The organism is Vibrio hangzhouensis (assembly GCF_900107935.1).
In the GTDB taxonomy this organism is placed as follows: Bacteria; Pseudomonadota; Gammaproteobacteria; order Enterobacterales; family Vibrionaceae; genus Vibrio; species Vibrio hangzhouensis.
This window is the reverse complement of sequence record NZ_FNVG01000006.1, coordinates 92,272-106,907: the sequence shown is the minus strand read 5'-3', so window position 1 is coordinate 106,907 and position 14,636 is coordinate 92,272. Positions and strand designations below refer to the sequence as shown.

Sequence of the window (14,636 nt, the reverse complement as noted above, 5' to 3'; positions counted from 1 at the left end):
GTCCTGTGAGTTGTATGTCAATCGCAACGAATTCAGATAAGCACGAATTATTGAGTGTCGATTTTGCTTCAATGTACTGGAACAATGAAAGCGGTTATGAAAATGCGTGAGCAAAAAGTCACTGCCATGAATGCCGTCATCCTCACGGTTGTGAGGATGATTTGTCGCTGGGTAGGACAGTAAACCGACATGGCAAGAATCAAGAGCTAAACTTATAGGCTACTTTCCAGGGTAATGAATAACATCATGAAATACTGCATTTTCCTTGCCGATATTTTTGTAGCCATGTGTCTGGTTGGCATTGAAGCGTACGGCTTGTCCAGCACGTAAGGTATGCCATTGACCATCAAACAATACCGCCATTTCTCCGGAAATACATAGTATGTGTTCGGTAACGCCACGGTTATGAGGTTCAGATTCGTGCTGATAATTGGGTGCCAGGGTCAGTTCGAATATCTCAAAACCTAGTGCTGGTTCAAAAGGAAATAACAAGCTGACAAAAAAACCGACATTGTATTCTTCACGCCTTAATTCGTTTGCATCTCTGAAAAGACTAGTGAGTTCATTGTTAGAACTGGTTGTGATAAAGCTAGAAAATGACACATTGAACCCGGACGCTATCTGCCACAGCTTTGCTACGGTGGGGCTTGATTCCCCACGCTCAATCTGCCCCAGCATTGCTTTGCTAACCCCGGTCTCTTTGGCGGCGGTATCTAGGCTCCATCCTTTTTCTTTACGAAGGCGCTTTAAGTTATCACCGACTTTTATTTCTGTTTGCATATTTTCTCGACAAATAGCTTGTGCGTTATAGCGCACAAGTGCTAGATTGAATGTATGACCGTTATAACGCACAAAGGGATGAAATAACATGACTAAGATAAAACTTTCACACATAACCACAGGTTTTATTGCTGTTTTCATTGGATATGCTAGTGCCGCTGCGATCATATTTCAGGCTGCAATGAGTGCAGGTGCAACTGATGAGCAAGTTGCTTCTTGGTTTTGGGCACTAGGGATTGGTATGGGGGTGACGACTATATCGCTCTCATTCCACTACAAGAAACCCATTGTAACGGCCTGGTCGACACCTGGAGCGGCACTGTTAATCACATCCCTTGAAGGGATGACTATGAACCAGGCGATCGCGGTATTTTTGTTTAGTTCACTGCTAACTACGTTAGTTGGCTTAGCGGGGATATTTGAAAGGGTACTCAAACAGATACCAACACCGATAGCATCGGCCATGTTAGCGGGTATTTTGTTGCAGTTTGGATTGGGCTTGTTTACTTCGTTAATGGAGGAGGGGGAAGTTGTATTTGTGATGCTGGCGATGTTTATTCTGGCAAGAGCTTGGCTGGGAAATCTATTGATCCCCAGTATTTTTATAGTCGCGATGGGAATGTGTATTGGTCTGGGAAAACTTGATATTAGTGAAGTGATAATGGGGTTCACCGTTCCCGTTTTCATTGCGCCAGATGTTGAATTTTTCTCCTTGATCAGTGTAGGTATACCACTGTTTATCGTTACCATGGCTTCGCAGAATCTACCGGGATTTGCTGTTCTAAAAGCCAATGGATATCAAGTCAAATCGTCAAAAGTTATCACAACGACAGGTGTGACTGGTTTATTATTGGCACCGCTCGGTGGTTTTGCTTTTAATCTTGCAGCTATTACAGGTGCAATTTGTATGGGGCCAAGTGCGGACGAAAACCCAAAGACACGTTATATGGCAGGGATTTCCATGGGGGTATTTTACCTCTTGGCGGGCATATTGGGTATGTCATTTGTATCTCTGTTTAGCGCTGTTCCTGCGCCGGTTGTCATTGCAGTTGCTGGTCTTGCTGTAATGCCCACATTAAAAAACTGCTTATCCGTCTCAATGGCAGACAGCCAATGCCGAGAGGCAGCTCTGTTTACATTTCTGTTTACTGCTTCTGGAATCAATTTACTGGGTGTGGGTAGTGCTTTCTGGGGGTTGTGTGTCGGGCTGCTTTGCTATTGGTTAAACAATAATAAGACTATCGTGGGTCGAGCAAATGGTGCTTCGTCGACTCAATAGCGGCAATCATCTAATAATTCGAAGGATCGCCGACAGAAAGTCGTTATCTGTTTGAGAACGGGTAGAGCTCATTCAGGGCGTCGCGACCCAGATTTACGTGGCTAATTGGCATGTCAAAACTCTAGGTTAGTTGGATAAACTCATATAAATTTATCGTTCTCTTTGGCTCTGCTTGGACTTCGTTAGCGGCCTGAATCGCGAGGCTGGACAGAATCTCTCCGGCTTGGGAGAAGTCTTGGTAGTAACATAACACTGGAATATCAAGCATCTGTAACATATTCAAGGTTGCGGTGGAGCAGCAAATGGTTAAGTCTTCACCGATTGTTTTACCTTGTGATTTGGCTACGTTTTTAAGTAGGTGAGTCAGATGTACAGAAACGGTAATAATGGCATCGCTGTTGGCCACAACATCGTCGAGTAGTTGCTCCACATTGGTATCATTTGTTAGGTCTAGCCTGAGCGTCTCCAACGACACACCCGTGTTTTCATGTAGCTGTTTTGCCGCTGAAAATCCTTCTAACTGGTTGAGATAATGCGTGTAATTATCGTCGGCTGCGAGGTAAGTGATTCGTTTCTTGCCCATGGCGACCAGTTTCTCTACGGCATTGAAAGTGAAGGCATAATTGTCAAAATCGAAGCAGTGAACTTTCGAGTCGAGATCACTTTGACCAAAAGTGATCGTTGGGATTTGTTTTTTGTCTAACTGAGCGATTCTTGCGTCTTGTGGCTCTAATTGTGTTACGACAAATGCATCAGGACGATACTTCGCTAAGTAGTTCTCAAATACTTCGGTCATCTCCTGTTTCGATGTGTAAGGAAGGAGCTTCATGTTGTAGCCATGGCAATGAAGGGTTTTAGAGAATCCTGCAATTAAATCATATTGAGCCGCCCCCATGGTTGAAGCAGCACCCTGTCGGTCGAAGGGTAACATAATCGCTATCTCATAAGATTTACCGGTTCTTAGCGCTTTTCCTGCTTGATTAGGTTGGTAGCCTAGTTCCTTTGCGACTCCCATTATAACCTGCAGGGTGTCTGGTTTTACTTGCTCCGGAGAGGCAAAAGCCCGACCTACGGTCGCAACCGAAAGGTTGGTTTGTTGAGCAATTTCTTTAATGGTGACTCTTTTTTTGTTGTTTTCAGGTGCCATAAAATTAACTATTGATCACAGTCTTATTGGAATAATGATACAGGTACGTTGACAGTTTACACTATACAGAATAACTTGTTGAGGATAATGAGAACGTTATCATCATTGTCTTTGTATCGTTTTTTTTGATTTCAAATGAGAACGTTCTCAAAACTGTCGTTATGAAGGCGAGCCGACAGGTAAGACAAAGAATTTAGATAAAAACACATAGGATTGTTATGAAACCTACCGTCATTACTGATATTGAAGTCATTTTTACCAAACCAAAAGACCACAACTTAGTTGCGGTAAAAGTTCATACCGACAGAGGTGTTTATGGGCTTGGATGTGCGACTTTCCAACAGAGACCACTTGCCGTCAAAAACGTCGTTGAAGAATATTTGAAACCATTACTAATAGGACGTGATGCTAACAATATCAATGATCTATGGAACATGATGATGGTAAATGCCTACTGGCGAAATGGTCCCGTACTTAATAACGCGATAAGCGGTGTAGATATGGCGTTGTGGGACATAAAAGGTAAGCTAGCGGGTATGCCTCTTTATCAGTTGCTTGGTGGTAAGGCGAAAGATGCGATTGATGTGTATTACCATGCGGACGGTGGAACGCCTGAAGAGGTTGAGGCAAATGTTCGTGCATTAATGGACAAAGGTTTCCGCCATGTTCGCTGCCAGATGGGGCTCTATGGCGGTAAAGCATCGATTCCCCACTTGAATAAAACTCAGACGCACGGCGCATATTACGACCAAAAGGCGTATATGCGTAGTGTCGTTGCACTCTTCAAACATCTACGTGAGCAACTGGGCTATGAAGTCGAATTGCTGCATGATATTCACGAACGTCTGGCTCCAATTCAGGCACTACAATTGATTAAAGACCTCGAACCTTACAAACCGTATTTCATCGAGGATCCTTTACCACCTCACCAAACGGAATGGTTGGAAAATATCCGTAGCCAGTGTGCTACGCCGATCGCGATCGGGGAGTTGTTTAACAACCCAATGGAATGGAAACGTATCGTTGAAAAACGTCAATTGGATTTCATGCGAGTCCACATCAGTCAAATTGGAGGTATCACTCCGGCGATAAAACTGGCTAATTTATGTGAAAACTACGGCGTTCGTATGGCATGGCATGGTCCTCAGGACATGACCCCGATTGGTCACAGTGTGAACCTTCACCTCAACATTGCTCTTTCTAATTCAGCGATTCAGGAGTGGGATGCACCAAATGATGAGCTTAGAGCGATTTTCTCTGGTGTCGTTGAAGCGGACAATGGTTATCTATATCCGAGTGATATACCCGGTATTGGAGTAGACCTAGATGTAGAGTTGGCGAAACAGTTTGAACTGGATTGGGGGGTGCAAGAATGGACTCAATCCCGTACGCCAAACGGTGCAATTCATACTCCCTAATAACTTGTCGAGGGGCAGTAGGGCGCAATAGAACTGTGGCCGTAAGATAGTTAGTTTTTGTTAGGAGCTCTCCATAGTGAGGGCTCCATCTCGGTTCTAGCGGCACTTGAATGTTTTTGTATTTTTGACGAGTTTTCACTTTATCTCTATCTCAAATTACGTAAAGTGTTTTCATTGACCCCATTTAGGATTCCACAAATGACTGAACTCGAGAAAATGATGTCTGGGCAAGTATTTGATGGCGCTGATAAAGAAGTCAGTGCTCTTCGTTCTCAAGCTGCTCAAGCTCTCAAACAGTTTAACAATGAAGCTGATGATAATCGGCGTATGGCTTTGCAAGGGCAGCTATTTGGACGTATTGGAAAGAGCTTTGTTCAAGCTCCTTTTACTTGCGAATTTGGTAAAACCATTACGATCGGCGATGAAACGTTCATTAATATGAATGTAGTGATGCTTGATGGTGCAGCTATTACTATTGGCAATAATGTACTTATTGGCCCAAGTGTCCAGTTTTATACAGCAGCTCATTCACTCGACTATCTTAGCCGAAGACGTTGGGAAACCTTCTGCAAGCCAATTACAATTGAAGATGATGTGTGGATTGGCGGCAATAGTGTCATCAACCAAGGAGTAACCATTGGTACTCGTTCGGTTATCGCAGCGAATTCCGTGGTAAATGGCGACGTTCCAGCGGACTGTCTTTATGGCGGCACACCAGCCAGACTAATCCGTCAACTAAATCAAGAGGAGTGACTTTCATAGCGAGATATTTCCAAGCCGGTAAATCAATTCGGCTGACACGTTGTACGATATTGTATTTGTTCTGAGAATCTGGTCATCAGTACGGTGAGAGTTTGGACTAGGGTATATACTTTTAGCAACTCATCTGTCGATTCTGAGAATCAAAAAGGGAGCATCTAACTATGTCTGAAAATCACTCTAACGACACCCCGTTTCGTGAAGCGTTTTTCGCGTTGTCGGAAACCGTCATTGCCCGTGGATTTTTTAACCCTGACGTGAACTGGAAGGGATTCCGTGTGCCTTTTTTTACAATCGAGGAGTGCGGGAAAATTATAAAAATTCTCGAATCACTCGATCCTGTTGAATATCGCTTTACCAGAAGTGAAGAAGACACCGGATATTTGGTGACCGATGTTTCAAATCATGGTGAGAAAACACATCAGAAAGGGGATATCACGATTCGTGTTGAAGATGAGTTGATAAAAGTCAATGGCCTTGCAGACGGTTGGTGTTGGGAAGAGATCTCTGAGGATGCCTATCGTGAATGGAATATTATGATCAAACAGGGCGAAATGTTTTCAACAGTTGAAGAGCTTAGAAAGCTCGAATAGCTCGTTAGTAAACAGAGAACATTAAGATCCTATTTTTGCTCAGTGTTTAAAGTCACAATGAAAAAGCGAGCTGTTAATAGCTCGCTTTTATAATGTTAACCTTTAGCCACTTATTCTAATACATTACCGGCATTTGATATGCTGCTGGTGCCTGTTGCAAAGAATGAAACCACCTCGGATTGCATTTCTGCATGATGGGGCAGATCCGACATGGTGGTCGTGTCCTGAACAGCGACAAAAGTGGAGTGTTGTGCCACTGAGTTAAAGCGAACAAATGGATTAGATTCTCCCGCTCCCGCGTAACTACTGTCTACTAGCGTCAGCCCAAGTTTTGCTGCAAGTGGCTCGGTACCGGCAAACAGAGACTGAGTAACATAACGAGTACCGGATATACCATCAGGTGACCCTGGCACATTATTAGGAACGGTATCATCGTTTAGCACCTGAGCCATATAAACCGGAGTGCCCAACGCTTTTAAAGTAGTCGCGTGCGTATATGGATCAGCTGTATCCAGAACGGTTTGAGCCGCGTAAATGAACTGCAAATTCGTCCCCAAAATGTTTTGGTAATTTTCAGGGATGTTTTGAGCTTCAAACGCCAACAAACAGTTCTTCTCATAATCATCACTATCGGGTTCACCACAATTAGCGACAGCAGCAAACTGGTCATAGCCTATGCCGGCAGACAGTGCAATATTATGAGAAATCAAAGGACCATAGGCACCAGAGCCAAACAATAGATTCGCCGCCTGGCCGCCAGCATTGATAAATGCCGCATTTTTGAACTTAAATAACACATCAGCCGTGTTACTGATCGGTGCATTGGCCTGAGTAACGGCAGGGACACCCAGAACGCCGCCTAAAGAGTGACCAAGGAAGCCCGGCGGGTTGGTTATCGTGGAAGCCAAATTTTCAAGTGGAGTGCCTGTAAATGTCAGCGCCAATTGGTTGGTGGTTAGCGCTAATCGCAGCCCGATAAGATCTAACATTGCTTGGCGAATGTTATCACGAGCCACAGGCAGAACGGCCAGGTTCATATAGGCAAGAATATCTGCATTGGCGGAGCGTTGTTCATCAAGGCTTCGGTCACCATGAATAGGCGCATCTATGGCGATAAGAGCAAGACCGGCATTAACCATATTGTTGGCAAACAAATAGGTATTTTCTTTTGCTGAGGTAATGCCATGCTGATAAATAACGATGCCATTAATTGCCCCAGCGCTTGGCGTAAACAACAAGAAGTTGACATCTTGTAGCGATTTGACAGCGGGTACTGGTGCATATTGGGTCACTATCCGCTCTTCATCGTATCTGGAGCCATCGAGCTTAGTGAATGTATATCCCATCATGTCGGGCAATACTGAAGCGGGATCGGTTTCAAACTTTGTCGGGTCTATACCTTTACTGACAAGTTGTGTGACGAAGTTTGACTTCTCGGCTTCATCCTGAATGATGTGATTGATAATGGCAAGGCTGGTTGAGCCGGACTCAAAAGGTTGCGTGTTCCAGTTTTCACCCGTTTCAAGGTAGTAGGGTAGCTTGATGCTTCCTTTGGTGACGTTAACCGTACCAGGCTGTTCAAAGTTGTATAAACCGATAAGCTGGTCTCTTTGCTCTTCAGTGACAAAGTATTTGGTAAAGTTACTGTCTCCGGCGACTGCCAACGCGTAATCCTGAGTCACGCCAAAGTTCATATGACCGACTTGACTTAAGTCCACGTTGTTTGGGTTTGCAGTACCTTGCCATATACCGTTGTAGCTGTAGGCAGGATCCTGAGTTTGAGCATACACAGCCTTAGTCGCGTAAAGCGTCACACCGACCGATTGAGTGGTAAACCAGGCAGAATACACGATGCTTGTAGGATCAACCGCCCCAGCTGTACCAGCCTGTACAAGTTGTTCAATACCGTGTGTCAGGCTTTGAGCTGAGGCCAGATCGCCTGACTCGTAGATGCGGCTTTTTGACTTAAGAGTCGCATAACTCTGTGACATGCCTACCTTTTGGTCTGTCTCATCTAATAAGCTGTCGGTAACGGCTATGATGTACTCGGAGGCGGGATCGAAGTCAGCGAGCGGAACGACAATCAGGTTATTGCCCTGAGTGGCAGTCACAAAATCGACACCATAAGTCAGTTGCTTTTCTGGAAGTGGGTTCCCGGTCACTTTGTCTGTCAACTTAATTAGAGTTACCGCGTTTGGCGATGGTGATGATGTTAACGCTGCACCAAATGGGACGACCAGTTGTGATGTCGTCGACCAACCATCCATTTGTCCCATCGCGGCAAGTGGGTTGCCCAAAGCGTCATCACCACCTGTCGGTATTTCTAGTGTTGCATCCACGCTATTAAACAGTAGGTTGTTGGGAACAGGGACGGTGGCATCAATACCCTGCAGTGTAAATTGAAGCTTGGTAGGTTGAGCCAGTGATTCGCTGATATAAGTCTCAAATACAGGCAACGTGGCATCGCCGCTCTGTTCTGCTTCTCCACCACAGGCTGACAACAGCAGTGCACCGGAAATGACGGTTGCGATATGGATTTTTTTCATCTGATAATCCTTTTTCCTGGCCTTAGTTGAATACGTAGTTCATTTGAAGAGCGCCAATAACGGCAGAGGATTTAGCCTCAAATCCAAGGGTTTCTCCCGCAACGTTTTCTTCAGTAAAGCTGCCAGATTTGCCGTTAATGTAGGTGAAGCCAGCATCAAAGGAGAGGTTAGGGTTCCACTGATAGGTGAATCCGGCCGAATACCAGTAACGGTCGGTATCGGGAATACTTAACGTGGTTTTTCCTGCCTGCTCATCAAGTGCAAAGCCTGCACGGAGGGTCCAGTCATTGTTCAGATAGTGAGTGAAACCAAGTGAGTAACGATTATTGTCGTTGTAATCTTCCTTCTTATAAAAACATTGTCCCGCAGTGCCATCGTTGCAGTCAGGTGAGGTCGCTTTCAACTCTTGAAAGCTGCTCCACTCCGTTCGGAACCAGCTGTAGTGCAGCGACCACTTGTCGGCAAATTTGTGGAAACCAGACAGTTCCCAGATTGCAGGAAGGGTAACATCCAATCTCCCGTCGACCGTGGGCTGGGTAGCGATGCCCGAACCGTAGCTAGAGAACTCACCGTCCTTGAACTGTAAATCAACGGCGGAACGGTAGGTCATTCCAAATCTGTGGTTGTCGTTAATTTCGTACAAGGCTCCGACATTCCAGCCGAATGAATAGGTGTCACCTTTAAGCCCAATTAACCTGTCACTTGGCATCCCTCCCATTACACCTGCAAGCATACCTTTATGGCGGGTGAGCTCTGCTTCGGCATACGTTACGTTGGCGCCAGCTCCAAGGGACAGCGATTCGTTGATGCGATATGCAATATTGGGGTTGAGGTTTATAGTGATTAATGAGGTATCACCCGCCAAATCACCAGCATATATCCCATCTGGATAATCTGTAGCAACGCCATAGTTAGTGAATAAACCGATGCCCCATGCCCATGCATCATTAATGGGGCTGATATAGTAGGCTCCAGGAACCAGTTGCGTAGGCGCGACGTCTTTTGATGTCTGGTTATAGGGAGTATTGTCAATTGCGGTTTGAGTGACATCAACTTGGGGATCAACAAGCGAAAGTGCACCAGAGAATTGTGCTTTATCAAAGCGGGTCATTGCAGCTGGGTTACGTGCCAGTACGCTGGCATTATCAGCGACAGCAGCTTCGCCTGAGAAGGCTCGACCCAGTCCGGATGCGGAATGTTCATTTGCCTGAAAACCTGCCGCGAGAGCGACAGGCGTTAACCCCCAAGCGAGAGGGATTAGGAGGGCTCTTTGTTTCATGTTATCGCGTCCTTTCGAAAGACTGAAATCTGAGGTTATAGTTATTAATCGGATGATCTCATCTGACCTGTTGTTAACTATATGTAATCAATATGTAAATGCAAGCGTTTTGTTCAAGAATTGAACACAGGTCAGATGGATGAGTGCTAAACAAAACACTCATCTTATAGGAGAAGCGTTTATGCTTTGTTGCAGGTTGGTTTCGTCGCATTGTAGTTGGGCAGTGATGACGATTTCTGGCGAAGATCACTGATTCGTGTAGAGTGAGAAGGGTGAGTGGAGAGCAATTCTGGCGGCTGGCTACCACCAGACGCTTTGCTCATATTCTTCCATAATTCGATACTTTGGTTGGGGTCGAAACCACTTTTTGCCATCAACTCTAACCCTACGATATCTGCTTCGGATTCTTGTGTCCGTCCATAGGGAAGAATAACGCCGTACTGAACGCCCAGACCAAGCGCAGCCATGGTCACATTGCGGTATTCTGAGCCGCCCAAGGCGACGTTGGTGATTTGCAGTCCAGTATTGGCCAGTTGAGATTGCGAAAGCCTTTCATTACTGTGATCTGCCAGTACATGGGCGATTTCATGCCCAATAACTGTTGCAAGTTGGTCAGGCGTTACCGCGACTTTGAGTAAGCCAGTGTAAACACCTATTTTCCCGCCCGGAAGGGCGAAGGCATTGACTTGATCGGAATCGAATACCACCACTTCCCATTCTGAAAACTCAGGCTGGGGCGGTACGTGGTCGGTAATGGCTTTTGCTACACATTGCACGTAAGCATTGACCGTTTGGTCTTGACTGATTTTTTGCTGCTGCTTCATTTGTTCGAAAGACTGGGCGCCAAGTTGACTCATTTGAGCATCAGAAAACAAAATTAGTTGGTTTCGCCCAGTAGGGGACGATGAACAGGCCGCAATGGCAGAAGTGAACGCAGCAATACAGCACACCTTCGTCCAGGTTCTCATAGAAGCGACTCCCTTGTCGTAATTGTTTCATGGCCGGGTGGTCATCCACTGGCGATAAAAACACATTGTCTACATTTTGATATTTGCCATTCGTGTTAACTACAGGCATCATTCTTGTCATTGTCTACCTAAGTATAGGATTTATAGATGAGTATTTGGAAGAAGAATATCTCATTAGAGTCTCTTAACCGTACTTCTAAAAATACCCTGATAGAGCATTTGCAAATTGAGTACACGGGCTTTACCGACAATAGCCTTACTGCGACTATGCCGGTGTGTAGTTTCACCCATCAGCCTCTAGGTATGTTGCACGGTGGAGCGTCAGTGGTTCTGGCGGAAACCTTGGGGTCGCTGGCAGCGAACTACAGTGTGGATGAAGGCTCTTACTGTGTTGGTCTTGATATCAACGCAAATCATGTCAGAGCCATGCGCAGTGGTTATGTGATTGGTACCGCTAAACCGCAACACCTCGGTGTGTCAACACAGGTCTGGCAAATCGATATTACCGACGAAAAACAGCGTTTGGTGTGCACCAGCAGACTGACGATTGCGGTTAAGAAGCACAAAAAGGCGCAAGTATGATCGTTGAATTTTCACAAGGTAAAGTGATCGTGACCCCTCACGAAGTCGTTGTGCGATTGAAAGGCAGTGTAGCAACCTTTCAGGCTCAGGTTGATGCTCTACAATTGATACTTCCGGCCTGCGTTCTATCGGCAAATGGGGCTGAGTGTAAGTGGTCTGTAAAACTGGATAATTCACAGCAAATACAGACGATTGCTGACCAGACCAGCATAGAGGTTTTGTCACTCTAACTTGCTAAATGATTCAATAAAGAGGAAACTTAATCTTAAGTCCCTTAAAGGTATTTCCTCTTTATGAGTAGTCCACGCCTTAGAAAACAGTTTGAGATCTTGTTTGAGCATTTCTCCGGTCAGGATGCTGAAACGCAGCTTGAAGATGTCACCGGAATTCTATTTTGTACCCGCCGTAATGCGCGAATTGTCTTAAACAAACTTGAAGAAGAAGGTTGGATAGAATGGCATCCTGCTGCGGGTCGCGGCAAGCTTTCAAAACTGGTTTTTAAGCAAAATCGAAATGATGTTAGTGAAACACTGGCTCGTCGATATCTGGAAGAAGGACGTATCGGCCACGCACTGAATGTACTGGATAAGGACGCAAACAAACTTTCCAATGTCATTCAGAGTTATCTCGGTGTTTCGCAAACTGACGGTAAACAGGTCATTCGATTACCTTACTACCGAGCATTATCGATGCTCAACCCCACTAAGCCAATGCGCCGCTCAGAAATTCATATTGCACGTCAGGTTTTCAGTGGGCTGACTAAGTTTGATGAAAATGATGTACTGCAACCTGATCTGGCCCACCACTGGCAGCAAATCTCGGAGAGACATTGGCGATTCTATATTCGCCCGGGCATCCGCTTTCACAATGGTGACCTGCTTAAATTAGATCATATTGTACAGAGTGTTGAAGCGTTAAAAGGCACTAATCTATTCAAACATCTGGACAGAGTTGTGACGCCTTCGCCGTGGGTCCTTGATGTGTTTTTTACTCAAAATGACTTCCAGGCTCCGCTAATGTTTGCTGAAAATATGGCCAAAGTATTGCCGCCGGAAGAGATGCGAGGCGAGGATTTTGACCGCTATCCAATAGGTACAGGTCCATACTCAGTAACCACAAACAATGAAAAACGCCTGATTCTGTCAGCGTTTGACGGTTATTTTGGTTATCGGCCGTTACTGGATACTGTGGAAGTGTGGGTGATTGATGAAACACATTCGACATTGGTTTTCCCCACACTGGCCGATCCTATTGCTGGTGCTCGTTCAGACATTCAGGATGACATCGATCTCGATCCAGGCTGTACCTATCTATTGTTGAATCGGGTAAACGGGATAGCAAAAGATGACGCCTGGGCGCGTTACTTAACGAAAAAGATCAACTCATTGGCCGTATTCAGAAAATTACCAGAAGTCACGGTGAAGGAATTGGGGATGATACCGGCACACGGTTTGAAACCAGGATGGTACCATCAACCTCAACAATATCATGATTCTCTGGAACCGAGTGACCCAATAGAATATGTGTTGGATAGAGAAATTCGCATTGCCTACTATGCTGAACACCCTACCTTTCCAGAAATCGCTGAAAGCATTGAAGAGTTGTTAAGGCAGGATGGCATCAGAACGAAGTTTGTACGTTATGGGCTGGATTCCCCTGCTTTTTCCGATATTGATATTTGGATCCGTCCTATGGGTATCGCAAGTAATCGTGAAGAAGCACTGGCTGGCTGGTTGCTTGATCATAGCGATATTGAGCACATGGCAAAGCCTGAAGACTTCGAAGTCTGGTCCACACTGGTTGACGAGTGGCGAAATCAGCCGGACGAAAAGTTCCCGGCTCAGGAACTGGGTAAGCAATTAGTGCAGGGTTTTCAGGTTATCCCAATGTTCCACTGCTGGCTAGGTATTAGCAAAGATCACTGTGGTAGCTTGCAGAATGCTAAATGCAATGCTCTGGGCTGGTTTGACTTTAGCAAGGTATGGGTGAAACCCGACGATTTAGAGATGAGTGAGCCTTAATAATGGCAAAACCCAATAAAAAGGGCCCAGTGAAGTCGGTTGATATCTTTTGTGCCAAATGTGGTGCTAAGCTTTATCGGTATCGAAAGGGTGGAAAAGGTGCTTTGGTAAAGTGCTTTAAAGAACGAATTACAGAAGACCACACTATTGAGCTGGCGACTTGTCCGGATTGTAAGAGTGTGTTTGGCAGAGATGCTTTAGTAAGAGGGACACCAGCGATCAAAATCATTGGTGGCAAAGTTCGAATGAAATAGGGAACCAACTCGATGAAGTCTAATGGAATAATGGTACTCACTACGGTTGCGAATACGGAGCAAGCAGATAAGTTGATTAATGCTGTTTTAGAAAATCGTCTTGCCGCGTGTGTGCAGACGCAGACTATTGGCAGCCATTATGTTTGGGATGGTAAGGTGTGCAATGACCAAGAAGTGTTGCTTATCATCAAATCGACCAACGAAGCTTATGCACGTCTAGAACGCACGATTGTAGCGTATCATGACTATGAGGTTCCTCAAATCGTTGCTGTACCGATCGAGGCAGGCTATCGGCCTTACCTCAACTGGTTAAAGAAGAACGTCAGTCCTTAAGCGGCTGCTTTAGCCAAAACAGGGTGATTGCGGTGATGGCTCCTAACGTGTCACACAGCATGTCTTTTTGTGCATCCCAGATATCACCCTGTGAACCAAGAAAGGCGATCCCTTCATCGCCACCGGCCAAGGCGGCATACCACCATTCAATGATTTCGTAACTCGCAGCCAAACTCATGATGGCGAACAGAGCAAATAGTGACGCCAGCGTTTTACTCATTCTATTAGTGCGGTAGATATACTCGGCAATCGGGTAAGCGTACAGACCAATTGAGAAGTGTGCGATGCGGTCAAAGTTATTTCGTTCAGATCCAATGGCTTGATTAAACCAGTCAAACGGCACATCGGCGAAGGTATATTTTGCCCCTATAGTATGCAGACCTAACCACACAAACATCAACAGGTATGCAGTTTTGGAGAACTGGAAACTTCTGGATACCAACCAAATCAGCAATAAGATACCGACAGCAGGGATGATCTCAGCCACCCAGACAGGGCGAGAAAATGGAGCTACCGCGGAAAAGACAAATACCAGACAGTAAAGACCGGTGAAAATGGTCAGTGAAGGGCAGTAGCGCGTAGACAGTTTGTAATCCATGGCTTTATACATATGTACCGTTTAAGGAAATGAGCTTTAGTATACTCGCAATAAAACGCTGTTCAATTGCAAGTCGGCG

At 45.4% G+C, this 14,636-nt stretch carries 15 protein-coding genes; 9 read left to right on the top strand and 6 right to left on the bottom strand.

The annotated features are described in order from the left end of the window. Positions 1 to 219 precede the first annotated feature (219 nt). Positions 220 to 780 carry a helix-turn-helix domain-containing protein gene (locus C4S60_RS08205; RefSeq protein WP_103879974.1) on the bottom strand — a complete coding sequence of 187 codons (561 nt, stop codon included), beginning with the start codon at positions 778 to 780 and terminating at the stop codon, positions 220 to 222. 88 nt (positions 781 to 868) lie between these two features. Here C4S60_RS08205 and C4S60_RS08200 point away from each other — a divergent pair, with 88 nt between their 5' ends. Beyond that, a complete protein-coding gene (locus tag C4S60_RS08200) occupies positions 869 to 2,059 on the top strand; it encodes a benzoate/H(+) symporter BenE family transporter (protein WP_103879858.1) in 1,191 nt (396 codons plus the stop codon). 121 nt (positions 2,060 to 2,180) lie between these two features. Here C4S60_RS08200 and C4S60_RS08195 read toward each other — a convergent pair whose 3' ends face one another. Continuing rightward, positions 2,181 to 3,206: a LacI family DNA-binding transcriptional regulator gene (locus C4S60_RS08195; protein ID WP_103879857.1), complete on the bottom strand. Its 1,026-nt coding sequence runs from the start codon at positions 3,204 to 3,206 to the stop codon at positions 2,181 to 2,183. A gap of 218 nt (positions 3,207 to 3,424) precedes the next feature. On the opposite strand from C4S60_RS08195, the gene C4S60_RS08190 reads away from it, so the two are divergent. From C4S60_RS08190 to C4S60_RS08180, 3 genes are all read left to right on the top strand, one after another. Continuing rightward, positions 3,425 to 4,624, top strand: a complete 1,200-nt coding sequence (locus C4S60_RS08190; protein WP_103879856.1) for an enolase C-terminal domain-like protein — start codon at positions 3,425 to 3,427, stop codon at positions 4,622 to 4,624. Positions 4,625 to 4,822: 198 nt separating this feature from the next. Further along, positions 4,823 to 5,377: a sugar O-acetyltransferase gene (locus C4S60_RS08185; protein ID WP_103879855.1), complete on the top strand. Its 555-nt coding sequence runs from the start codon at positions 4,823 to 4,825 to the stop codon at positions 5,375 to 5,377. A gap of 170 nt (positions 5,378 to 5,547) precedes the next feature. Next, complete coding sequence (locus tag C4S60_RS08180) at positions 5,548 to 5,976, top strand: hypothetical protein (RefSeq protein WP_103879854.1); 429 nt, start codon at positions 5,548 to 5,550, stop codon at positions 5,974 to 5,976. Between the two features lie 110 nt (positions 5,977 to 6,086). On the opposite strand, the gene C4S60_RS08175 is transcribed toward C4S60_RS08180, so the two are convergent. The 3 genes from C4S60_RS08175 to C4S60_RS08165 all read right to left on the bottom strand — a co-directional run bounded on the left by C4S60_RS08175 (position 6,087) and on the right by C4S60_RS08165 (position 10,769). After that, positions 6,087 to 8,522: a VolA/Pla-1 family phospholipase gene (locus C4S60_RS08175; protein ID WP_103879853.1), complete on the bottom strand. Its 2,436-nt coding sequence runs from the start codon at positions 8,520 to 8,522 to the stop codon at positions 6,087 to 6,089. A gap of 22 nt (positions 8,523 to 8,544) precedes the next feature. Further along, positions 8,545 to 9,801, bottom strand: a complete 1,257-nt coding sequence (locus tag C4S60_RS08170) for an outer membrane protein transport protein (RefSeq protein WP_103879852.1) — start codon at positions 9,799 to 9,801, stop codon at positions 8,545 to 8,547. A 179-nt stretch (positions 9,802 to 9,980) separates the two neighbouring features. Beyond that, positions 9,981 to 10,769 carry a M48 family metallopeptidase gene (locus C4S60_RS08165; RefSeq protein ID WP_103879851.1) on the bottom strand — a complete coding sequence of 263 codons (789 nt, stop codon included), beginning with the start codon at positions 10,767 to 10,769 and terminating at the stop codon, positions 9,981 to 9,983. 147 nt (positions 10,770 to 10,916) lie between these two features. Here C4S60_RS08165 and C4S60_RS08160 point away from each other — a divergent pair, with 147 nt between their 5' ends. The 5 genes from C4S60_RS08160 to cutA all read left to right on the top strand — a co-directional run bounded on the left by C4S60_RS08160 (position 10,917) and on the right by cutA (position 13,959). Beyond that, positions 10,917 to 11,351, top strand: coding sequence for a hotdog fold thioesterase (locus C4S60_RS08160; protein WP_103879850.1), 435 nt, complete (start codon positions 10,917 to 10,919; stop codon positions 11,349 to 11,351). Continuing rightward, positions 11,348 to 11,581, top strand: a complete 234-nt coding sequence (locus C4S60_RS08155) for a DUF3389 family protein (RefSeq protein WP_103879849.1) — start codon at positions 11,348 to 11,350, stop codon at positions 11,579 to 11,581. The genes C4S60_RS08160 and C4S60_RS08155 overlap by 4 nt, the downstream gene beginning before the upstream one ends. A 63-nt stretch (positions 11,582 to 11,644) precedes the next feature. Continuing rightward, positions 11,645 to 13,372, top strand: a complete 1,728-nt coding sequence (locus tag C4S60_RS08150) for an SgrR family transcriptional regulator (RefSeq protein WP_103879848.1) — start codon at positions 11,645 to 11,647, stop codon at positions 13,370 to 13,372. 2 nt (positions 13,373 to 13,374) lie between these two features. After that, on the top strand, positions 13,375 to 13,626 hold the full coding sequence (locus C4S60_RS08145; RefSeq protein WP_103879847.1) for a hypothetical protein: 252 nt from the start codon (positions 13,375 to 13,377) through the stop codon (positions 13,624 to 13,626). A 12-nt stretch (positions 13,627 to 13,638) separates the two neighbouring features. Next, a complete protein-coding gene (gene cutA, locus C4S60_RS08140; RefSeq protein ID WP_103879846.1) occupies positions 13,639 to 13,959 on the top strand; it encodes a divalent-cation tolerance protein CutA in 321 nt (106 codons plus the stop codon). On the opposite strand, the gene C4S60_RS08135 is transcribed toward cutA, so the two are convergent. Beyond that, positions 13,949 to 14,557: a DUF2238 domain-containing protein gene (locus C4S60_RS08135; protein WP_103879973.1), complete on the bottom strand. Its 609-nt coding sequence runs from the start codon at positions 14,555 to 14,557 to the stop codon at positions 13,949 to 13,951. The genes cutA and C4S60_RS08135 overlap by 11 nt on opposite strands. Positions 14,558 to 14,636: the final 79 nt, after the last annotated feature.

What these genes read in the sequence shown, in the direction of transcription:
- C4S60_RS08205 (WP_103879974.1), bottom strand. Translation starts at nt 780, where the DNA reads ATGCAAACAGAAATAAAAGTCGGTGATAACTTAAAGCGCCTTCGTAAA.
- C4S60_RS08200 (WP_103879858.1), top strand. Translation starts at nt 869, where the DNA reads ATGACTAAGATAAAACTTTCACACATAACCACAGGTTTTATTGCTGTT.
- C4S60_RS08195 (WP_103879857.1), bottom strand. Translation starts at nt 3,206, where the DNA reads ATGGCACCTGAAAACAACAAAAAAAGAGTCACCATTAAAGAAATTGCT.
- C4S60_RS08190 (WP_103879856.1), top strand. Translation starts at nt 3,425, where the DNA reads ATGAAACCTACCGTCATTACTGATATTGAAGTCATTTTTACCAAACCA.
- C4S60_RS08185 (WP_103879855.1), top strand. Translation starts at nt 4,823, where the DNA reads ATGACTGAACTCGAGAAAATGATGTCTGGGCAAGTATTTGATGGCGCT.
- C4S60_RS08180 (WP_103879854.1), top strand. Translation starts at nt 5,548, where the DNA reads ATGTCTGAAAATCACTCTAACGACACCCCGTTTCGTGAAGCGTTTTTC.
- C4S60_RS08175 (WP_103879853.1), bottom strand. Translation starts at nt 8,522, where the DNA reads ATGAAAAAAATCCATATCGCAACCGTCATTTCCGGTGCACTGCTGTTG.
- C4S60_RS08170 (WP_103879852.1), bottom strand. Translation starts at nt 9,801, where the DNA reads ATGAAACAAAGAGCCCTCCTAATCCCTCTCGCTTGGGGGTTAACGCCT.
- C4S60_RS08165 (WP_103879851.1), bottom strand. Translation starts at nt 10,769, where the DNA reads ATGAGAACCTGGACGAAGGTGTGCTGTATTGCTGCGTTCACTTCTGCC.
- C4S60_RS08160 (WP_103879850.1), top strand. Translation starts at nt 10,917, where the DNA reads ATGAGTATTTGGAAGAAGAATATCTCATTAGAGTCTCTTAACCGTACT.
- C4S60_RS08155 (WP_103879849.1), top strand. Translation starts at nt 11,348, where the DNA reads ATGATCGTTGAATTTTCACAAGGTAAAGTGATCGTGACCCCTCACGAA.
- C4S60_RS08150 (WP_103879848.1), top strand. Translation starts at nt 11,645, where the DNA reads ATGAGTAGTCCACGCCTTAGAAAACAGTTTGAGATCTTGTTTGAGCAT.
- C4S60_RS08145 (WP_103879847.1), top strand. Translation starts at nt 13,375, where the DNA reads ATGGCAAAACCCAATAAAAAGGGCCCAGTGAAGTCGGTTGATATCTTT.
- cutA (WP_103879846.1), top strand. Translation starts at nt 13,639, where the DNA reads ATGAAGTCTAATGGAATAATGGTACTCACTACGGTTGCGAATACGGAG.
- C4S60_RS08135 (WP_103879973.1), bottom strand. Translation starts at nt 14,557, where the DNA reads ATGGATTACAAACTGTCTACGCGCTACTGCCCTTCACTGACCATTTTC.